Consider the following 21,469-nt stretch of genomic DNA (forward strand, 5'->3'; position numbering starts at 1 on the left):
AGCCATTTGTGAATCCTCCTTGGTAATTTTGTTTGTGGTGAACTTATTATACCTAAAGGGAGAGCATTTGGCTCTATTTATTTTTAATATTCAATTTACACCATTATACGGGCATAACCAAATAATCGATAGCTCCGGCATCGGAAATAGGTTATTCTTATAAATCGATGCTGGTGGCTTAATATAAGTGAGATTTCAGGCATCGAGAGACAGATCAATCATCTAATCCGATGCCAGATGACCATTAAGAGAGAAATCAGGATTCCATTTTGAAATGATTTTCTCTAAAGAAAGTCAGGATTTCGTAAAAAGTGGTCAAATATAGCTGGTATTTTTCTGGAAAAGATATTATGATAAAGTTCCAAGTTATATTTTACAGGAGAAAAGGTATGAAACAGTCATTTAAAAGAACCATGTACGCCTGCTTTGTGGGCTACATTGTGCAGGCAATCGTCAACAACTTTGTTCCGCTGCTGTTCGTAACATTCCAGAAAAGCTACCAGATCCCGTTGTCAAAGATCACCCTGCTGATCACGATCAATTTTATGATCCAGCTCCTGATCGACCTTCTGTCAGCCGGTTTTGTGGACAAGATAGGATATAAGGCATCGGTAACGATCGCGCATATCTGTTCTGCAATCGGTCTGTTTGCTCTGACGATCCTTCCGGAAGTTACGGCAGATCCGTTTACCGGCATTCTGATCGCAGTTGCGATCTACGCTATCGGTGGAGGCCTTTTGGAGGTGCTGATCAGCCCGATCATCGAGGCATGTCCGACAGACAACAAAGAAAAAGCAATGAGCCTTCTGCATTCGTTTTACTGTTGGGGACATGTGGGAGTCGTTCTGATCTCCACGATCTTCTTTGGCACTTTCGGAATTGCAAACTGGAAGATCCTTGCACGCATCTGGGCAGTCATCCCGGTGCTCAATGGAATCGTATTTCTGACTTCCCCGATCTATTCCCTGCATGAAGAAGGAGAGAAGGGACTTTCGATCAGAGAACTCTGCTCCATGAAGATCTTCTGGGTCGTGATGCTGATGATGACCTGTGCAGGAGCGAGTGAGCAGGCAGTCAGCCAGTGGGCTTCCACCTTTGCAGAAGAAGGACTGAAAGTCAGCAAGACGCTCGGAGATCTGGCAGGACCGATGGCATTTGCAATCCTGATGGGACTTGCAAGACTTCTTTATGGAAAGTACGGAGAGAAGATCGACCTGAAACGCTTTATGACCTACAGCAGTATCCTCTGTGTGATCTCCTATCTCTGTATCGCTTTTGTGCCGGTTCCGATGCTCAGTCTCGTTGGCTGTGCAGTCTGCGGATTTTCCGTAGGGATCATGTGGCCGGGAACATTCAGCATTGCGTCGGCATCTATCAGAGGCGGTGGAACAGCAATGTTTGCATTGCTTGCTCTTGCAGGAGATCTTGGCTGTTCCGGCGGTCCGACGCTTGCGGGCTTCGTATCCAGCAGCGTTGGTAATAACCTGAGAATGGGAATTCTTGCAGCGATCATATTCCCGGTGCTCCTGCTTATTGGGATTCAGATATGTAAGAAGAACCAGAAAAACTGAAAGAATAGAAAAACATAAGACCTGACAGAAAGACGTTAACTTAAAAAAAGTCTGGATATCTGAGGCAAAAAACTGTTTCAATGTTCTGTAAATGACATTGAAAATGGCAGTACACAGTCTCAGAGTCCGGACTTTTTTGATTTTAAAATATTACATAGAAGCAATCGCTTCACGTGCATGCTCCACAAACATTGCACGGATTCCCGGATATTCGCCAAGTCCCTTCAAAACAGGACAGACTTCGAATCCGGCATTTTTAAACTGACAGACCCAGGAATCGGGAGAATCTCCTGCCATATCATTGTGTGCATGATCACCTGCTACGATCATAAATGGTGTCATATAGATCTTGGATGGCTGGAAATCAGTCACTTCTCTGACAAGATCCTGGATCGTCGGCTCTGCCTCGACTGTTCCGATGAACACGTTGGAGTGTCCGGCAGATTTAAATTTTTTATCCAGTCCTGCATAAACAACATTGACCTGATGTGTGGTACCATGTCCCATAAGTACCAGGGCTTCCGGATCCTTCAGATCAGAAAATTCAGAGTTTACAGCTTCGATTGCTTTTTGCTCATCTTCCGGTGAAGTCAGAAGAGGAGTACCGAATACAATTCTGTCAAAAGATTCTTTATATGAAAGAATCTCTTCCTTCATAACATTATTCTCAATGCCGTCGAGGATATGTGTCGGCTGAACAACCACCTCCCGGATCCCGTCTGCAATCATCTGTTCCATAGCTTCCTTTACCGTAAGGACGATATAATTGTCCCTCTTTTTAAGAACAGAGATGATCATCTTACTGGTCCAGGCGCGATAGATCCTGTGATCGCAAAAAGCATCTGCGATATCCTGTTCAATCTTCTCTATTGTAGCTTTTCGGGAAACTGTATAGCTGGTTCCGAAGCTTACAACCAGAATGGCTTTATCTGTCTGCTGGTTCATAAAGTGTATTCTCCTAGAATTTTATTTTCCGCGTATAAATGGATTATACAATACCACAGAAAAAAGTTCAATTTTTTTCCAAAAACCTATTGACATTTCATGCAAAAAGGAATAACATACTAAACATATCAAAGAGGTATGTTAATAGTAAAAACAAACAATCATAAATAAAAAAGGAAAGGCGGTAAACATCATGGCAAATATTTATAAGGGAACACTTGGACTGATCGGAAACACTCCACTTGTAGAAGTAACAAATGTAGAAAAAGAACTCGGACTGGAAGCAACTCTTCTTGTAAAGCTTGAGTACTTTAACCCGGCAGGAAGCGTTAAGGACAGAATTGCAAAAGCAATGATCGAAGATGCTGAAGCAAAAGGAATCCTTAAAGAAGGATCTGTTATCATCGAGCCAACATCTGGAAATACAGGAATCGGTCTTGCATCCATCGCAGCAGCAAAGGGATATAGAATCATCCTCACGATGCCGGAGACAATGAGTATTGAACGTAGAAATATCCTAAAAGCATACGGCGCAGAGCTCGTTCTGACAGAGGGCGCTAAAGGAATGAAAGGTGCTATTGCCAAAGCAGACGAACTTGCAAAAGAAATTCCGAACAGCTATATCCCGGGACAGTTTGTAAACCCGGCAAACCCGGCAGTACACAAAGCTACTACAGGACCGGAGATCTGGAACGACACAGACGGAAAAGTAGATATCTTCGTAGCTGGTGTTGGTACAGGCGGAACACTTACAGGAACAGGTGAATATCTGAAAGAGCAGAACCCGAACGTCAAGATCGTAGCAGTAGAGCCTGCAACTTCCCCAGTACTTTCCGAAGGAAAAGGCGGCCCGCATAAGATCCAGGGTATCGGTGCAGGATTCGTTCCGGAAGTCCTCAACACACAGGTTTATGATGAAATCTTCCCGGTTGACAATGAAGTATGCTTCACAACAGCAAAACTTCTTGCAAAGAAAGAAGGCGTTCTCGTAGGTATCTCCTCCGGAGCAGCTCTCTATGCAGCGATTGAACTTGCAAAACGTCCGGAAAACAAAGGAAAGACCATTGTAGCACTTCTTCCTGATACTGGTGACAGATATTATTCAACAGCACTGTTTACAGAATAAAGGAACACTGCAGGAGCGTGGAAGTAGCTTGCTACGGAGCGCTCCATGGTGTATAATATAACAGTTACAAAAAATCAGAAAAGAGGATCAGACTATTATGGGTGAAAAGATCACAAGAGAAAACAGAAAATTCAAATTTGAAACACTTCAGCTTCATGTAGGACAGGAACAGCCGGATCCGGTTACCGATGCAAGAGCAGTTCCGATCTATCAGACATCTTCTTATGTATTCCGTAACTGCGACCATGCAGCAGCTCGTTTCGGACTTGCAGATGCAGGTAACATCTACGGACGTCTGACAAACCCGACAGAGGATATTTTCGAGAAGAGAATGGCAGCACTTGAAGGTGGTACAGCAGCACTTGCAGTAGCTTCCGGTGCAGCAGCAATCACATATACAATCGAAAACCTTGCACAGAACGGAGATCACATCGTAGCAGCAAAGAACATCTACGGTGGAACAACAAACCTTCTGGAGCATACACTTCCGTCATATGGAATTACAACAACATTTGTAGACATCTTCAACCTTGAAGAAGTAGAGAATGCAATCCAGGATAACACAAAAGCACTTTACATCGAGACTCTCGGAAACCCGAACTCTGACGTTGTTGACGTTGAGGCATGCGCTGAGATCGCTCACAGACATCAGATTCCGCTCGTTGTAGATAATACATTTGCAACACCATACCTTGTAAGACCAATCGAATATGGTGCAGATATCGTTGTTCATTCTGCAACAAAATTCATCGGTGGTCATGGAACCACAATCGGTGGTGTCATCGTTGAAGGCGGTAAATTTGACTGGGAAGCTTCCGGTAAATTCCCGTCCCTGACCGAACCAAACCCGAGCTATCATGGAATCAGCTTCACAAAAGCATGCGGACCGGCTGCATTCGTTACAAAGATTCGTGCTATCCTTCTTCGTGATACAGGTGCAACAATTTCTCCGGTAAGTTCTTTCATTTTCCTTCAGGGTCTTGAGACATTGTCTCTTCGTGTAGAGCGTCATGTAGAGAATGCACTCAAAGTTGTTCAGTACCTGAACAATCATCCGATGGTAGAAAAAGTACATCATCCGTCTGTAACAGACGATGAGAGCCAGAAAGCTCTGTATGCAAAATACTTCCCGAATGGCGGTGGATCTATCTTCACATTCGAGATCAAGGGAGATGCACAGAAAGCAAAAGACTTTATCGACAACCTGGAACTGTTCTCTCTGCTTGCAAACGTAGCAGACGTTAAATCACTGGTTATTCATCCGGCAACCACCACCCACAGCCAGTGCACAGAAGAAGAGCTTCTGGATCAGGGTATCAAACCGAATACTATCCGTCTCTCTATCGGAACGGAAAATATTGATGATATCATTCAGGATCTGGACGAAGCTTTTAAAGCAATCCAGTAATTGAAATTTTGCAAAAAAACCAGATATGGTCTCACTGCGTTGGTGGATCTGGCTGCGCAGCCGTCCACCACACCGGTAGCCCTGAAAACCATTGCTGAGAGAAATGATATTTCTCTGCAGTTTCTGGAACACATATTTGCCTCGTTTCGAAGAACAGGCATTGTAAAGAGTGTCAAAGGCTCCCAGGGAGGATATAATCTGGCGAAGGCTGCTGACGAGATCACTGTTGCATCTGTGGTGGAAGCTCTCGAAGGGAGCTATCATCTCGAAGATGAGGATGTTGTGGCGGAAAACAGTTATAAAGGAATCTCCGATACGATTCAGAAACTGGTGGTGGATTCCGTCAATCAGGAACTCGATCAGATTCTTTCAAACCTGACTTTGGCACAGATGAGCGGCTATTATACCGATCATTGTGAAAAACAGGAAATGTACTATATCTAAATAAAAGACGGGGGTTAGAGACGTAAGTTGTCCTGACCCTCGTTTTATGTATTGAGAAATTATATATGTTCATGTTCCTGTTACATAAAATTCACGGCAAAACAGAGAGGAGCTACATATGTCAATTAAAAAGATCGCAGAAAAAGCAGGGGTATCAATATCAACAGTTTCCCGAATCCTGAATCGTCCGGATTATAAATGTTCTGTGCCGGGACTACGGGAAAAAGTATGGTCTATTGCAATGGAAATGGATTATGTTCCAAATGAAGCCGCACGGAATCTGAAAAAAGGTACGCAGGCAAAAGAAAGCCGAATCTGGTATGTGAATGTTTTGATGACCAGAACGGACGAATCCAGAACGGATCCTTTTTTTACAGAGCTTCTGAGAATTGTGGAAAGTGAGATCCATGAACATAACTGCATTCTTTCAAAAGTCTGGTACATGCCTCTTTTTTCGGATGATCGAAAATGCAGAAGGGAAAATCTTGACCAGATCATTCAGCACATGTATACTGAGACAGAAGGAAAAAAAGACGGGCTCATCATTATCGGCAAATGTAATCCGGAGGCACTCAGAAAACTTAATCAAAAGTATCGCAGTGTGGTATCGGTGAACCGGAATTCCACAAATTATGAAGTGGATGAAGTTCTGTGCGACGGAAAAAAGATTGCCGGGATGGCAGTAGAGCATTTGATTTCGCTTGGACACAGGAATATAGGGTATGTAGGCAGCTGCAGAAACGAGGAACGGTATAATGGTTATCTTGAGACTCTGAAAAAACATAATCTGGATCTGGTGCCGGAGTATGTAGTAGAGACAGATCAGACGGAACGAGAAGGTTTTGAAGCGATGAAAAAACTTCTGCGTGCTCAGGAATGCCCGACTGGGATCTACTGCGCCAATGATATTACTGCTGTGGGAATGCTGAAATATCTGCGAAGATGCAGAAATCTGTATTTTATCCCGTCGATCATTGCCAGTGATGACATAGAAGATGCACAGTTTACCAAGCCAATGCTGACGACAGTTGCTCTGCCCAAGCAGGAGATGGGGAGGTTTGCATTATATCTGCTTCTCGACAGGATGAAAGGCGGACATAATGGCGTGGTGCGGATGGAACTGGAGGGGAAACTGCTTATAAGGAACAGTTGTTCTCATGTTTCCGAAAGCTTCTGGAGTGATTACTGCATTTAAGAAAATATTAAGGAAGATTGATATGTGTATTAGAACCATTGAAGAATTACAAGAGGATACAAGAGAAAAGCTGATCATAGATATTCGTGATAAAGCAGATTTTGAAAAAGAAACTTACCCGGGAGCAATTAACATTTACTGGGAAGAATTTGAAGAGCATAAGAATGAGATTCGAAAAGACTGTCCAGTCTATCTGCTCTGCTATACAGGACAGAAAAGTGAGGAAATTGCGGAAGAACTGACAGAGCAGGGTTATGAGATCTACAGTATCAAAAACGGATATCGTGCATGGCTCAAGATTAAACTCAACAAACTGATGGCTGATCACGATGAAGCAGAACAGCGCACGAAGGACATCGAGCGCAGTATCATCAAGAAGTTCCGCAAACCGATCTGGAGAAGATTTACCAAGGCGATTCGTGAGTATGAACTGGTACAGGATGGTGATAAGATTGCTGTCTGTATTTCAGGCGGCAAAGATTCCATGTTGATGGCAAAACTGTTTCAGGAACTTTCCCGTCATGGAAAGAAAAATTTTGAAGTTGTTTTTCTGGTAATGAATCCGGGATATAATGAAATCAACTATCAGACGATTAAGGATAATGCGAAGATCTTGAATGTTCCAATTACGGTCTTTGAATCTGATATTTTTAACATTGTAGCATCAGAAGAACAGTCACCTTGTTATCTTTGTGCACGTATGAGAAGGGGATATCTGTACAGCAAAGCCAAAGAACTGGGCTGCAATAAGATCGCACTTGGTCATCACTATGACGATGTCATTGAGACAATTTTGATGGGAATGCTCTATGGAGCACAGGTGCAGACCATGATGCCGAAGCTGCACAGTACAAACTTTGAAGGAATGGAGCTTATTCGTCCGCTGTATCTGATCCGCGAGGCAGATATCATCCACTGGGCAAATTATAATGATCTTCATTTTATTCAGTGCGCGTGTCGGTTTACAGAACATTGCGCCTCCTGCGGAGGTACTGAAAAAGGTTCTAAACGTGCGGAAATTAAGGAACTGATCCATGAGCTTGCCAAAAAAGACCCGGTGATCGAGTATAATATTTTCCGAAGTGTTGAGAATGTTAATCTGAATACAGTTATTGGATATAAGCAGGATGGTGTAAGACATAATTTCCTCGATACCTATGATGATATAAAATGAAATATGTAAATATTCAGCAGTTGTTGTCTTAAAGATAACAGCTGCTTTTTTAATTTCCGCTGAAAACGTTTTCTTATAAACATATTTAAAAAGTATGTTTATTGGTATATAATGCCTTTAACGTAAAACATACGTATTACCTATGTTTGCGAAGAATTACCGACAGGGAGTGGCATAAATGAATAAAAAGAAATTTGCAAAGTTTTGTCTTGCATCAATCCTTGGCATTGCTGCATTTACAGGTGTCTGTTCTTATGATGCCGGAGCAGGCTCCGGCTTACATATTATCAATGTTTCCTATGATCCGACAAGAGAATTATATGAATCTTATAACAAGATTTTTAAAGAACACTGGAAAGAAAAAACCGGACAGGATGTCGAGGTGATTCAGTCTCACGGGGGATCCGGAAAACAGGCGCTTGAAGTTATCAATGGTCTGCAGGCTGATGTTGTGACGCTTGCACTGGAATATGATATTGACGCTATCGAAAGTGAAGGAATGATTTATGACGGATGGAAAGAAGAATTCCCTGATGACAGTGCACCTTATACTTCTACGATCGTATTTCTGGTGAGGAAGGGAAATCCGAAAAACATTCAGGACTGGGATGATCTGATTCGTGATGATGTCGATGTGATCACACCAAACCCTAAGACTTCTGGAGGAGCCAGATGGAACTATCTTGCAGCCTGGGCCTATGCACAGAAGACTTATGATAATCAGGAGACACAGATGGAGGAATTTATAAAGAAATTATACCAGAATGTTCTGGTGTTAGATTCTGGTGCGAGAAGCGCAACTACTTCATTTGTGGAAAATGGGCAGGGAGATGTTCTGATTGCCTGGGAAAATGAAGCTTTTCTTTCTGTACAGGATGCACCGGAAAACTTTGAGATTATAGATCCGAGCATCAGTATTCTGGCTCAGCCTTCTGTTGCAGTAGTGGATGAAGTTGCAGAAAGTCGTGGCACAGAAGATATTTCCAGAGAATATTTGAATTATCTGTATTCTGATGATGCACAGAGAATCGCGGCAGAAAATTATTATCGCCCGGTCAGCCAGAAAATCCTGAAAGAATACGGGAATGTATTCGATCTTACGATGGAATTAAAAACAATTGATGATTTTGGTGGCTGGCAGGAGGTACAACAGAAGCATTTTGCATCGGGTGGTGTTTTTGACAGAATCTACAGCAACTAGCATACGAGGAGAGAAAATTATGAAGAAAAACAGTAAACGAGTGATACCGGGATTTGGGCTGACCATGGGAGTGACGATCACCATGCTCAGTATTATTGTTTTGATTCCTCTTGCATCGCTTATTATATATTCGTCAGAGCTTCAGTTAAATGAATTTATTGAGATCATAACTGCAAAAAGAGTACTGTCCAGCTTTTACGTCAGCTTCGTTACCGCGCTTGGAGCGTCATTGATCAATGCTGTGATGGGACTGATTCTGGCATGGGTGCTGGTGCGGTATGAGTTTCCGGGAAAACGTATCATGGATGGTATGCTGGAACTTCCTTTTGCATTACCGACTGCGGTTGCGGGTATTTCTCTTACCTCGCTGACGGCTGATCATGGACTGATCGGAAGCTTTTTTGCGAAATTTGGAATCAAGATTGCCTATACAAAACTTGGAATTACATTTGCGTTGGTTTTTGTAGGGATTCCTTTTGTGGCAAGAGCTGTTCAGCCGGTTCTGGAAAAGCTGGACGGATCTTATGAAGAAGCAGCAAGGGTAATGGGGGCAAAATCAGGACTGATTTTTCGCAGGGTGATTCTTCCGGAACTTTTGCCGCCGCTTCTGACGGGAACAGGGCTGGCATTTGGACGATGCCTTGGAGAATACGGAAGCGTTGTCTTTATTGCCGGAAACCGTCCTTATGAGACGGAGATTACACCTTTGATCATTATGTCACAGTTACAGGAATTTGATTACAAAAGTGCAACTTCGATTGCACTTGTCATGCTGGTTGTATCGTTTTCTATTCTGTTTCTTATGAATCTGATGCAGGCACGTAATTCAAAAAGACTGAGAGGGGGGGATGTCTGATGGAAAAACGGACAGAATCCAAAATAGTAAAATATTTTCTGATTGGAATCAGCGTGCTGTTTCTTTTTGTGATGCTTGTTCTGCCATTGTTTGTCGTAGTGACAGAAGCATTGAAAAAAGGCTGGCAGATATATATAGAATCCGTCACAGACTCTTATACGATTTCTGCTCTGATGCTGACACTCAAGGCAACGGTGATTGCAGTGCTCTGTAATACTATATTCGGAATCTGCGCGGCATGGGCAGTGACACGCTTTCAATTTCAGTGGAAGAAATTCCTGATCACGTTAATTGATGTCCCTGTAACAGTATCACCGATCATTGCAGGTCTGATTTATTTACTGGTGTTTGGAAAACAGAGTTTTCTTTATCCATATTTGCAGAAGGCAGGCGTTCAGATTGTATTTGCAGTACCTGGAATCATTCTGGCAACAATATTTGTAACATTTCCGTTTGTATTTCGTGAACTTCTTCCTGTACTGGAATCTATCGGAACAGATGAAGAAGAGGCAGCAGCGCTGATGGGCGCGAATGGTTGGACAATTTTTTCAAAAATTACGTTTCCTCATATCAAATGGGCACTTTTGTATGGGATTGTCTTGTGTACAGCAAGGGCAATGGGAGAGTTTGGCGCTGTTTCAGTGCTGTCCGGGCATTTAAGAGGTTTGACGAATACGCTGCCGCTGCATGTGGAAATCTTATTTAACGAATTTCAGTATGTACCGGCGTTCGCTGTATCATCGATTCTTGTGCTCATGGCAGTGATTCTTCTGATCATCCGGAGTATCATGGAGCATAAAGGTAAAAAGGAGAAAGCATAATGTACGTGGAATTAAAAGATATCAATAAAACCTTTGGAGATTATAAGGCATCAGATCATGTTTCCTTCGGAATCGAAAAAGGAAAGCTGATCGGACTTCTGGGGCCGAGTGGAAGTGGAAAGACAACAATCCTGCGTATGATCGCGGGGCTGGAACAGCCGGACAGCGGTGAGATCATCATCGATGGAAAAGTGGTCAACGATATTCCGGCAAGTGAACGCGGAATTGGTTTTGTTTTTCAGAGTTATGCATTGTTTCGTTATATGACAGTATATGACAACATTGCATTTGGCCTGAAAGTGCAGAAAGCAGACAAAAAATATATCAGGAACAGAGTGATGGAACTGATCGAGTTGATTGGCCTGAAAGGACTGGAAAAGAGATATCCGAGCCAGCTTTCCGGTGGTCAACGCCAGAGAGTAGCTTTTGCACGGGCGTTGGCTCCCAATCCGCAGCTTCTCCTTCTCGACGAACCATTTGCGGCAATTGATGCAAAAATCCAGCAGGAACTCCGTACCTGGCTGAAAGATATGATTGAAAAACTTGGTATCACGAGTATTTTTGTTACACACGATCAGGATGAGGCAATCGAGGTGGCGGATGAGATTATCATTACTAATCAAGGACATATTGAACAAAAGGGAAGTCCGGTTGAAGTGTACCAGAGTCCGGAAACAGCTTTCAGTGCTTCTTTTTTCGGGCAGGCAGCAACTGTAAAAGACTACCATGTGTTTCGATATTTTGAAGATATCCCGGGAGCGGAATATGCAATCGTCCGTCCGGAATTTGTCAAAGTGACCAAAAAGAATGAGGTACAGAAATACAAAAGTTCTGCATCTGAGGCAGAGGTAGAACGAGTGGCTTTTCGTGGCAGTTATTTTGAGCTTCAGTTGAAAATTGGAGAAGTTATGCTGTCTGCGAGAAGAGGGCTGGATGAAGCAATGGTTTGTTCCGGAGAAAGAGTGGATGTTTTTGTGCAGCGGCTATTTGTAATAAAAGAAAACAAGGTCTATGCGCTTGAAAACAGTTCTGCAAGGGAAGATTATCTCGTAATCTGACGGATATCACTTGTTTTCCCTATAACCTTGTGGTATAATAGGTATATGGAGGAATTTGCATGAAAATATCAACAAGAGGACGTTATGCGATCCGCGTTATGCTGGATCTTGCAGAACATAATAATGGAGAATATATTCCGTTGATGGATATCGCCAAGAGACAGGAAATTTCCGAAAAATATCTGGAGTCTATCGTATCTGTTCTGAGTAAACAGAAATTTGTCAAAGCATTGCGTGGCAAAGGTGGCGGTTATCGTCTGGTTAAAACTCCGGCAGAATATACGATTGGAAGTATTCTGAGAATTACAGAAGGATCTCTGGCGCCGGTAGCATGTCTGGATGATCATCCGAATCAGTGTGAACGTGCTGCATCTTGCAAAACATTGCAGATGTGGGAGGGATTTTACAAACTGATCAATGAATATTTTGATGGAATCACCCTGGAAGATCTTCTTGAACAGAATACAGATATGGGAGATTATGTGATCTGAATAGTTCAACAGACAGATTGCAAAGAGCATGACTGTTATGATGATAGTATATGCTCTTTTTTTATACGGATTTTTCTGCATTTGTGTTACCCGAACATATAAAAGTGGAAAAAAACTGGAAAAAACATATCATACCTATTGACATGGTATGTTTATAGGTATATAGTAATACCATCAAAACAGCAAAGGAAAACAAAGGAGCACAGGAATGAAAGAATACGGTTTTAATACAACTTTGCTTCATGGAAGCGAGGACAGCAATCCTCACGGCGCAACACAGGTTCCGATCTACCAGTCCAGTGCATTCCGTCATGATACAGCAGAGGAACTGGAGAAGATCTTCGCAAACAAATGTGCGGGCTACTCCTACACGAGAATCAACAATCCGACGATTGAATCTTTCGAGAGGCGGATGACGAAACTGGAAAGCGGAGTCGGAAGTGTGGCGTGTTCCTCCGGAATGGCGGCACTGACCATGGCACTGATGAACATTCTTCAAAACGGGGATCACGTTGTGGCAGCAGCAGGACTTTACGGTGGGACGGTAGAGCTTCTGGATGAGCTTAAGGCATACGGAATCACGACAACCTATGTACAGGAGAATACCCCGGATGCTTTTGAAAAAGCAATCCTGCCGGAAACCAGAGCCGTTTTTGCAGAGACGATCGGCAATCCGAAACTGGATGTCACAGATATCGAGGAAGTTGCGGAAATCGCACATAAGCATGGTCTTCCGTTCCTGGTTGATAATACCGTTGCAACTCCGTATCTGATCAATCCATTGAAACTTGGCGCAGATGTGGTAATTCATTCCTCATCCAAATACATAAATGGAAGCAGCGATGCGATCAGTGGAGTTCTGGTGAGCGGAGGCAGGTTCAAATGGGATCCGGAGAAATATCCGGCAATGGCAGAATTCAGGAAGTTCGGACCGCTTGCCTATCTTGCGAAATTGCGAAACGGACTTTTCAGAAGTATGGGAGCCTGTATGGCACCGCAGAATGCTTTCCTTAATAATCTGGGACTTGAAACTCTGGGACTTCGAATGCAACGTCACTGTAGTAACGCCATGGAGCTGGCGGAATTCCTTCAGGACTTAGGAGAGGAACTCATTGTTTCCTATCCGGGGCTTAAGGAACATCCATATCATGAGATTGCAGCAAAACAGTTCCATGGTGGGTTCGGAGCAATCATTACTTTAAGAACAGGAAGTAAAGAAAGAGCATTTCAGATATTGAATGAATTGAAGATTCCATGGCTGGTATCCAATATCGGGGACACCAAGACACTGGTGATCCATCCGTCAAGCACGATCGCCGCACATCTTTCTCCAGAAGAAAAAGAACTTTCAGGAGTATACGACGATATGATAAGGATCAGTGTGGGAATTGAAGATATTGAAGACTTAAAAGAAGATTTCAGAAGAGTCATAAAAGGAGAGAAGGAAAATGGCAAAAGTTGATTACGCAACCTTAAAAAAAGGCGGTTTCATGCGCCAGAAACAGAAAAATAACTTTTCCCTGCGTCTTGCCTGTGTCGGTGGAACACTGACATCAGAAAATCTCAAGAAGATCGCAGAAGTTGCTGAGAAATTTGGTGACGGATATGTACATCTCACTTCCAGACAGGGAGTTGAGATCCCGTTCATCAAGTTAAACGACATTGAAGATGTAACGGCAGATCTTGCAAAGGGTGGATGTAAACCGGGTGTCTGCGGACCGAGAGTACGAACCGTAACAGCCTGTCAGGGAAATGCAGTCTGTCCAAGCGGAAATATCGACAGCTATGATATCGCAGTTAAGTTAAATGAGAGATATTTCGGAAGGGAACTTCCTCATAAATTTAAATTCGGTGTAACAGGATGTCAGAACAACTGTCTCAAAGCCGAAGAAAACGATGTGGGAATCAAAGGAGCTGCACAGATTGCCTGGAAGGAAGATTCCTGTATCCACTGTGGTGTCTGTGAAAAAGCCTGCCGCGAGGAAGCGATTTCTTTCCAGGATGACAAACTTGTGATCGATGCTGACAAATGCAACTACTGTGGACGCTGTGCAAAATCCTGTCCGGTGGATGCATGGGATGTAAACGAAGCATTCCTTGTATCATTTGGAGGTACTTTTGGAAACCATATCAGCAAGGGACAGGAATTCCTGCCGCTGATCACTTCCGAAGAACAGCTTTTCCGTGTGACAGATGCAGCAATCCAGTTCTTTGCAGACCATGCAAACCCGGGAGAACGTTTCAAATTCACCATTGACCGAGTTGGAGAAGATAAACTGTACGAAGTACTGAAAGGAGCTTACGATGGCTGATTATAAAATTGATGATACCGTAGATATTACAGATGTTGTGTGCCCGGTGACCTTTGTCAAGGCAAAAGTGGCACTGGAAGAACTTGATGACGGACAGATTCTTGCTGTTCGCATGAACAACGGAGAACCGGTACAGAACGTACCGAGAAGCATCAAAGAAGAAGGACATCAGATCCTGAAACTTGAAGATAACGGAGATGACACCTTCACTCTGATCGTCAGGAAAGTTGAGGATGAATGATATGGCACTCAGAATCAACGCAGAAAACTTCGAAGAAAAAGTATTAAAGGCAGACAAGCCGGTTCTCGTAGATTTCTACTCCGACACCTGCATCCCATGCAAACAAATGGCAGGCATCCTTGGAGATCTTGAGGACGAAAACGAAGATGCCCTTTACATCTACAAAGTCAATGTAAATTATGACAAAGCACTGGCTGAAGAATACAAAGTCTTGTCCGCACCGACCGTCATCTGTTTTGTAAACGGTGAACAGAAAGGCAAAGTAGTCGGACTCAGAGAACCAGAAGAAATCGAAGCATTATTTGAAGATTATATCTAATAAAGTTAAGAATTTTACCAATACCCGTAAGAGAACCAAAAAAGGAGAATTACACATTATGTTTATCAAAGTAGCAGGAGAAAAAAAAGAATACCCAGAAGGACTTACCGTAAAAGAGTTAATTGAAAAAGAAGACGTAGAAACACCACAGTACGTAACCGTAACCATCAATGACGAATTCGTAGAAAGCGGAGCTTTCGAGACAACAGAAGTTAAAGATGGCGATGAAATCGAATTCCTGTACTTCATGGGAGGAGGAGCAAGATAATGGCATTTACAAACGAACAGTTAGAGCGTTATTCCCGTCACATCATCCTCAAAGAGGTTGGTGCAAAGGGACAGAAAAAGCTCCTGAACTCCAGCGTACTGATCATTGGTGCGGGCGGGCTTGGAGCACCGGCAGCCATGTACCTTGCAGCAGCCGGTGTAGGAACTATCGGAATCGCAGATGCCGATGAAGTAGACCTCTCAAACCTTCAGAGACAGGTCATCCACACAACAGCTGATCTTGGCAAAGCCAAAGTAAAATCCGCCAAAGAAACCATGCAGGCGATCAATCCAGATGTCAAAGTCAACACATACCGCAAATTCATCACATCCGAGAACATCATGGATATCATCAAAGATTATGATTTCATCATCGACGGAACCGACAACTTCCCGGCAAAATTCCTGATTAATGATGCATGCGTCATGGCAGGAAAACCATTCTCCCACGCAGGGATCATCCGCTTCAAAGGCCAACTCATGACCTACGTTCCAGGAGAAGGACCATGCTACAGATGCGTCTTCAAAGATCCGCCGCCGAAGGACGCAGTCCCGACCTGTAAACAGGCAGGTGTCATCGGAGCCATGGGCGGCGTCATCGGAAGCCTCCAGGCAATGGAAGCAGTCAAATACATCATCGGCAAAGGCGACCTCCTTACAGGAAGACTCCTCACCTACGATGCCCTGACCATGACCTTCCGCACCATCAAACTCCCGAAAAACCACGACTGCCCGGTATGCGGTGATCACCCGACAATTACAAAATTAATTGATTACGAACAGGTAGAATGCGACATGCATATGTGAAAAAATATATCGTGTACACGCAGTTATTAGAGGAACTATTATTATGAAATTATATATAAAGAAATCAGACTACAACACCATCCTGGCCCATTGCACCGCCGGCCTCCCAAATGAATCCTGCGGCCTTCTTGCAGGAACAAAAGAGGGTGAGGAGATCACCGTCACCAAAGTCTACCTCCTCACAAACGTAGACGCCAGCAGAGAACACTTCTCTATGGATCCCAAAGAACAGCTTGCAGCACTCAAAGATGCCAGAGCAAACGGATACAAGATCATCGGAAACTTCCATTCTCATCCGGAATCTCCATCCCGCCCATCCGAAGAAGACAAACGCCTGGCATTTGACCCGACCATCGAATACCTTATCCTTTCCCTTATGGAAGAAGGAAATCCGGTACTCAAAGCATTCGGAATCGATAAAGAAAAAAATGTCACGATCCACGAGATCGAGATCACAGAATAAAGTCAGGAAGAAAGAACCATGAGCAGACCCTTACAGGTAAAACACTTACATACAGATGTCCTGATCGTAGGCGGCGGCACCGCAGGCTGTTATGCCGCACTCACCATCAGCAGAAATTCTGACGCTTCCGTACTCGTTGCAGAAAAAGCAAACATCAAACGAAGCGGCTGCCTTGCAGCAGGTGTCAATGCGATCAACGCCTATATTGTCAAAGGCCGCAAGCCACAGGACTACGTAGATTACGCAACCAAAGATGCGGCAGGAATCGTCAGAAACGACCTCCTTCTGACAGCCGCAGAAGAATTCAACGAAGTAACGGCAGATATGGAAAAACTTGGTCTCGTGATCCTCAAGGATGAAAACGGAGACTACGTGGCAAGAGGAAATCGTAACATTAAGATCAATGGCGAAAACTTCAAACCACTTCTCGCAGATGCCGTATACAAAAGCGAAAATGTAGATGTCCTCAATTACGTAAACATCACAGACCTCCTTACAGAAAACGGAAAAGTTTACGGAGCTGTCGGTTTTTCCATCATGGAAGAAACAGCCTATGTGATCCATGCAAAAGCAGTCCTGATCGCAACAGGCGGAGCAGCCGGTCTTTACAAACCAAACAACCCGGGATTTTCCAGACATAAAATGTGGTATCCGCCATTCAACACAGGAGCCGGATACGCAATGGGAATCCGTTCCGGTGCAGAAATGACAACCTTTGAGATGCGTTTTATCGCACTCCGCTGCAAAGATACGATCGCTCCGACTGGAACCATCGCACAGGGCGTGCAGGCAAAACAGGTCAACTCCAAAGGCGAAGTCTATGAGCACATATACGGTCTGACTACCAGTCAGCGTGTATATGGAACTGTCAAAGAAAATCAGCTTGGACATGGTCCTTGTTATCTTAAGACCTCCGGTATCACATCCGAGCAGGATCAGGATCTTCTCAAAGCATACCTGAACATGGCACCGAGCCAGACCCTCAAATGGATCGAGAGCGGCAGGATGCCGAGTGAACAGGATGTAGAGATCCAGGGAACTGAGCCATACATCGTAGGCGGTCATACAGCCAGCGGCTTCTGGGTAGATACCCGAAGAGAAACTACGATTCACGGACTTTATGCAGCCGGAGATGTGGCAGGTGGATGTCCTCAGAAATATGTGACCGGTGCTCTGGCAGAGGGCAAGATCGCCTCTCTTGCGATCATTGAACAGTTAAAAGACGATCACAGTGAAGAAACATCCGAAATCGAAAAACAGGCACAGACGATCCTTGCCGACTACGAAAAGATCCGCAATGGAGAAAACGGTCTGTTCACCATCGACGAACTGGAAGAAGCCATGCAGAAAGTCATGGATGAATATGCAGGTGGAATCGCCAGCAACTATCAGTTCAATGAGAAACAGCTAAATCTTGCAGAAGAAAAAATCACAAGATTAAGCGAGCTTGCAGATCAGGTCGGTGCAGAAGATATGCATGAACTTCTTTTTGCATACGAATTAAAAGAAAGACTTCTCGTCTGTCAGGTGCTGATCGAGCATCTTAAGAACAGAAAAGAAACCAGATGGCATTCTTTCAATGAGAATCTCGATCATCCGGAAACAGACCAGAATTTTGAAAAATATGTAAATTCCAGAATGGAAGACGGAAAGATCCACATTCTGTTCAGGGATCTGGTAAAGGGGGATACTTATGAGCATACGAATTCGTGAAGACCGATGCGTCGGCTGCGGTAAATGTCAGGAAGTATGTCCTGGTACCCTGATCCAGATCAAAGATAAAAAAGCAGTCATGAAATATCCAAAGAACTGCTGGGGCTGCGTTTCCTGCGTGAAGGAATGTAAGACAGGTGCCATTGAATTTTATCTTGGCGCAGACATCGGCGGCATGGGAGGAACCATGAACGTCACCCAGAAAGGTGATCTCCTCAACTGGAACATCACCAGATCTGACGGCAGTGAACTGGTCATCAGCGTTGACCGGCGAAATTCCAATAAATATTAGTACAGGAGAAAAAATATGAGCGGATTATCACATTTAGATGAACTGGAAGCAGAAGCAATATATATTATCCGGGAAGTGGCAGCAGAATGCGAAAAACCTGTTATGCTTTATTCCATCGGAAAAGACAGCTCAGTGATGCTTCATCTTGCACTGAAAGCTTTTTATCCGGAAAAACCACCTTTCCCGTTTTTACATGTAAACACAACCTGGAAATTTCAGGAAATGATCAAATTCAGGGATAAGACAGCCAAAGATCTTGGAATTGAAATGCTGGAATATATCAACGAAGACGGGGTAAAGCAGGGAATCAATCCTTTTGACAATGGATCTGCTTATACAGATATCATGAAGACACAGGCTCTGAAACAGGCACTCAACAAGTATGGTTTCACAGCAGCATTTGGAGGCGGTCGTCGTGATGAGGAAAAGAGCCGTGCAAAAGAACGAATCTTTTCTTTCCGTAATGAAAACCATGCCTGGGATCCAAAGAACCAGAGACCTGAGATGTGGAAACTTTATAACACAGAAATCAATAAAGGTGAGAGCATCCGTGTCTTCCCTATTTCCAACTGGACAGAGAAAGATATCTGGCAGTACATAAAAAGAGAAAATATTCCGATCGTGCCTCTTTACTTTGCAAAAGAGCGCCCGGTAGTTTATCGTGACGGAAATATTATCATGGTAGATGATGAACGTATGCGTCTGAAACCTGGTGAGAAACCGGAAATGAAAAAAGTCCGTTTCCGTACACTGGGCTGCTATCCGCTGACTGGTGGTATTCTTTCAGAAGCAGACACCCTGGATGCAATCATTGAAGAAACTTTAAGTTCGGTAGAATCTGAGAGAACCAGTCGAATCATTGATTCTGACGGTGGTACAGCCAGCATGGAAAAGAGAAAGAGAGAGGGGTACTTCTAGATGAGCGGTTTACTGAAATTTATTACCTGCGGAAGTGTGGACGATGGAAAATCCACACTGATCGGACATATACTTTATGATTCCAAGCTGCTTTATGCAGATCAGGAAAAAGCTCTGATCCTTGACAGTAAGGTAGGATCCAGAGGCGGCGCGATCGACTATTCACTTCTTCTGGATGGTCTGATGGCAGAGAGAGAACAGGGTATTACTATTGATGTTGCTTATCGCTATTTCACGACAGATAAGAGAAGCTTCATTGTTGCAGATACCCCGGGACATGAAGAATATACAAGAAACATGGCAGTTGGAGCTTCTTTTGCACAACTTGCGATTATTCTTGTCGATGCAAAACAGGGTGTTCTGGTACAGACAAGACGCCACAGTCGCATCTGTGCCCTGATGGGAATTCATCACTTTGTATTTGCAGTTAATAAAATGGACCTTGTAGGTTACAGTGAAGATAGATTCAATGAGATCGTAAAAGATATCAACGAACTTTCTGAAAGCCTTGGATTACAGGATGTTGTAATTATTCCGGTCAGTGCGACGGAAGGCGACAATGTAACAGTCAAATCAGAAAATACACCATGGTATACCGGAAAAACACTTCTGGATCATCTGGAAACAGTCGATGTAACAGAGACAGAGAGCGAAACAGGATTCTATATGCCGGTACAGAGAGTCTGCCGTCCGAATCATGAATTTCGTGGATTTCAGGGACAGATTGAAAGTGGCAAGATTAAAGTTGGACAGACGATCACCACACTTCCAAGCAACGAGACTGCAACCGTCAAATCTCTTCTGAACGGAAGCACTTCCGTAGAAGAAGCTGTGACAGGACAGGCAGTGACCATTCAGCTTGACAGAGAAGTAGATGTCAGTCGAGGCTGCGTCCTTACCGATCAGGCACAGCTTTCTGTAGCGAAGAGTTTTACCGCAACACTGCTCTGGATGGATGACAGCAGACTGACTCTTGGAAAAGAGTATCTGGTTAAACTGGGGACAAAGAGAATTCCCGGACTTATCCGCAGCATTAAATATAAAATTGATGTTAACACCGGAGAACACATCTCCGCAGATTATATCGCGAAAAATGAGATTGCACTGTGCGAGATCGAGCTGGCGGAAAAGATCGTTCTTGATGAGTTCAAAAAACACAAGACTCTTGGCGAGATGATCCTGATTGACCGTGTAAGCCATATGACATCTGCCTGCGGTGTACTTGAAACTGTAGAAAACGATGGAGAGAAGCCGTATTTCCAGAAAGATGATATCAAAGTCGGAGGATATGTATTTGAAGAATTCTACTTCAATCTTGAAAATGCGATGATGTCCAAGGCTGGTTCCGATAAAAAGACCTATCATGTCGGCGATGAAGTACCGGTTGTCGGAGACAGTTTTAAATATCCGGAATATTTTGATATTCTTTCTGTTGATGATGGGGCAGCAGTGCTGATTCGTGATGGCCAGGTAGAAGATATTCAGCGTATTGAGGACTATCGCTACATGGGACTTCCGGTTGTAGATGAAAGAGGAATGGAACTTCTTGTAAAGAGCAGAGCAGATCTTGCAAAATTCCTGGAAGAAGCAGCAGATATTACGCCGGAAAGACGATCAGAATTACACAACAAATGGCTGCGTTTTGAGACTTACAGAAAAGTCGTGTGCACGGATAACTTCTGGGTAATTTAAGGGATTTCCTTAAGAACCTTACATATTTGAAAAATGATAAAACCCTGCGAGGGGAGAGCACTCGAAGTTGCGAAGGCCGTTCTCCCCTCGAACTCCCCACCAGGCCATGCTAAAAAATCACATATTTATTTGAAGGCTATAGTAAGGTATAAAGT

At 43.7% G+C, this 21,469-nt stretch carries 23 protein-coding genes and 1 pseudogene; 23 read left to right on the top strand and 1 reads right to left on the bottom strand.

Going from position 1 to position 21,469, the window contains the following annotated elements:
- Positions 1 to 389 precede the first annotated feature (389 nt).
- Positions 390 to 1,571: an MFS transporter gene (locus tag KQI91_RS15735; protein ID WP_216393690.1), complete on the top strand. Its 1,182-nt coding sequence runs from the start codon at positions 390 to 392 to the stop codon at positions 1,569 to 1,571.
- 150 nt (positions 1,572 to 1,721) lie between these two features.
- Here KQI91_RS15735 and KQI91_RS15740 read toward each other — a convergent pair whose 3' ends face one another.
- On the bottom strand, positions 1,722 to 2,516 hold the full coding sequence (locus KQI91_RS15740; protein WP_216393691.1) for a sirohydrochlorin cobaltochelatase: 795 nt from the start codon (positions 2,514 to 2,516) through the stop codon (positions 1,722 to 1,724).
- A gap of 193 nt (positions 2,517 to 2,709) precedes the next feature.
- Here KQI91_RS15740 and cysK point away from each other — a divergent pair, with 193 nt between their 5' ends.
- The 22 genes and pseudogenes from cysK to KQI91_RS15845 all read left to right on the top strand — a co-directional run bounded on the left by cysK (position 2,710) and on the right by KQI91_RS15845 (position 21,314).
- Complete coding sequence (cysK, locus tag KQI91_RS15745) at positions 2,710 to 3,642, top strand: cysteine synthase A (protein WP_216393692.1); 933 nt, start codon at positions 2,710 to 2,712, stop codon at positions 3,640 to 3,642.
- 97 nt (positions 3,643 to 3,739) lie between these two features.
- Positions 3,740 to 5,050, top strand: a complete 1,311-nt coding sequence (locus KQI91_RS15750) for an O-acetylhomoserine aminocarboxypropyltransferase/cysteine synthase family protein (RefSeq protein WP_216393693.1) — start codon at positions 3,740 to 3,742, stop codon at positions 5,048 to 5,050.
- Positions 5,051 to 5,494 (top strand): Rrf2 family transcriptional regulator, encoded by a 444-nt coding sequence (locus tag KQI91_RS15755; protein WP_216393694.1) that lies wholly within the window; start codon positions 5,051 to 5,053, stop codon positions 5,492 to 5,494.
- A gap of 106 nt (positions 5,495 to 5,600) precedes the next feature.
- Positions 5,601 to 5,699, top strand: a pseudogene (locus KQI91_RS16200) (LacI family DNA-binding transcriptional regulator); the annotation flags it as partial.
- 129 nt (positions 5,700 to 5,828) lie between these two features.
- Positions 5,829 to 6,689, top strand: coding sequence for a substrate-binding domain-containing protein (locus tag KQI91_RS15760; RefSeq protein WP_256444128.1), 861 nt, complete (start codon positions 5,829 to 5,831; stop codon positions 6,687 to 6,689).
- A gap of 22 nt (positions 6,690 to 6,711) precedes the next feature.
- Entirely contained in the window at positions 6,712 to 7,863 is a 1,152-nt protein-coding gene (locus KQI91_RS15765; RefSeq protein WP_216393696.1) for an ATP-binding protein, read from the top strand.
- Between the two features lie 178 nt (positions 7,864 to 8,041).
- Positions 8,042 to 9,064 carry a sulfate ABC transporter substrate-binding protein gene (locus tag KQI91_RS15770; protein WP_216393697.1) on the top strand — a complete coding sequence of 341 codons (1,023 nt, stop codon included), beginning with the start codon at positions 8,042 to 8,044 and terminating at the stop codon, positions 9,062 to 9,064.
- Between the two features lie 19 nt (positions 9,065 to 9,083).
- Positions 9,084 to 9,920 (top strand): sulfate ABC transporter permease subunit CysT, encoded by an 837-nt coding sequence (gene cysT / locus KQI91_RS15775; protein WP_216393698.1) that lies wholly within the window; start codon positions 9,084 to 9,086, stop codon positions 9,918 to 9,920.
- Positions 9,920 to 10,741, top strand: a complete 822-nt coding sequence (gene cysW, locus KQI91_RS15780; protein WP_216393699.1) for a sulfate ABC transporter permease subunit CysW — start codon at positions 9,920 to 9,922, stop codon at positions 10,739 to 10,741. Before cysT ends, cysW begins: the two co-directional genes overlap by 1 nt.
- Positions 10,741 to 11,799, top strand: coding sequence for a sulfate/molybdate ABC transporter ATP-binding protein (locus KQI91_RS15785; RefSeq protein WP_216393700.1), 1,059 nt, complete (start codon positions 10,741 to 10,743; stop codon positions 11,797 to 11,799). Before cysW ends, KQI91_RS15785 begins: the two co-directional genes overlap by 1 nt.
- 59 nt (positions 11,800 to 11,858) lie before the next feature.
- Positions 11,859 to 12,290: an RrF2 family transcriptional regulator gene (locus KQI91_RS15790; RefSeq protein WP_216393701.1), complete on the top strand. Its 432-nt coding sequence runs from the start codon at positions 11,859 to 11,861 to the stop codon at positions 12,288 to 12,290.
- 208 nt (positions 12,291 to 12,498) lie between these two features.
- On the top strand, positions 12,499 to 13,752 hold the full coding sequence (locus KQI91_RS15795; protein WP_216393702.1) for an O-acetylhomoserine aminocarboxypropyltransferase/cysteine synthase family protein: 1,254 nt from the start codon (positions 12,499 to 12,501) through the stop codon (positions 13,750 to 13,752).
- Positions 13,739 to 14,602 (top strand): 4Fe-4S binding protein, encoded by an 864-nt coding sequence (locus KQI91_RS15800; RefSeq protein ID WP_216393703.1) that lies wholly within the window; start codon positions 13,739 to 13,741, stop codon positions 14,600 to 14,602. The genes KQI91_RS15795 and KQI91_RS15800 overlap by 14 nt, the downstream gene beginning before the upstream one ends.
- Positions 14,595 to 14,843, top strand: a complete 249-nt coding sequence (locus KQI91_RS15805; protein WP_216393704.1) for a sulfurtransferase TusA family protein — start codon at positions 14,595 to 14,597, stop codon at positions 14,841 to 14,843. The genes KQI91_RS15800 and KQI91_RS15805 overlap by 8 nt, the downstream gene beginning before the upstream one ends.
- Position 14,844: 1 nt before the next feature.
- A complete protein-coding gene (locus KQI91_RS15810; RefSeq protein ID WP_216393705.1) occupies positions 14,845 to 15,162 on the top strand; it encodes a thioredoxin family protein in 318 nt (105 codons plus the stop codon).
- Between the two features lie 58 nt (positions 15,163 to 15,220).
- On the top strand, positions 15,221 to 15,430 hold the full coding sequence (gene thiS / locus KQI91_RS15815) for a sulfur carrier protein ThiS (RefSeq protein WP_022213495.1): 210 nt from the start codon (positions 15,221 to 15,223) through the stop codon (positions 15,428 to 15,430).
- Positions 15,430 to 16,236, top strand: a complete 807-nt coding sequence (locus KQI91_RS15820; RefSeq protein ID WP_216393706.1) for a HesA/MoeB/ThiF family protein — start codon at positions 15,430 to 15,432, stop codon at positions 16,234 to 16,236. Before thiS ends, KQI91_RS15820 begins: the two co-directional genes overlap by 1 nt.
- 43 nt (positions 16,237 to 16,279) lie before the next feature.
- Positions 16,280 to 16,699: a M67 family metallopeptidase gene (locus KQI91_RS15825; RefSeq protein ID WP_216393707.1), complete on the top strand. Its 420-nt coding sequence runs from the start codon at positions 16,280 to 16,282 to the stop codon at positions 16,697 to 16,699.
- Between the two features lie 18 nt (positions 16,700 to 16,717).
- On the top strand, positions 16,718 to 18,412 hold the full coding sequence (locus KQI91_RS15830; protein ID WP_216393708.1) for an adenylyl-sulfate reductase subunit alpha: 1,695 nt from the start codon (positions 16,718 to 16,720) through the stop codon (positions 18,410 to 18,412).
- Entirely contained in the window at positions 18,393 to 18,704 is a 312-nt protein-coding gene (locus KQI91_RS15835) for a 4Fe-4S dicluster domain-containing protein (protein ID WP_216393709.1), read from the top strand. Before KQI91_RS15830 ends, KQI91_RS15835 begins: the two co-directional genes overlap by 20 nt.
- 15 nt (positions 18,705 to 18,719) lie before the next feature.
- A complete protein-coding gene (cysD, locus tag KQI91_RS15840) occupies positions 18,720 to 19,622 on the top strand; it encodes a sulfate adenylyltransferase subunit CysD (protein ID WP_216393710.1) in 903 nt (300 codons plus the stop codon).
- Positions 19,623 to 21,314, top strand: coding sequence for a sulfate adenylyltransferase subunit 1 (locus KQI91_RS15845; protein ID WP_216393711.1), 1,692 nt, complete (start codon positions 19,623 to 19,625; stop codon positions 21,312 to 21,314).
- Positions 21,315 to 21,469: the final 155 nt, after the last annotated feature.

It is taken from the genome of Blautia sp. MSJ-19 (assembly GCF_018918125.1).
In the GTDB taxonomy this organism is placed as follows: domain Bacteria; phylum Bacillota; class Clostridia; order Lachnospirales; family Lachnospiraceae; genus Blautia_A.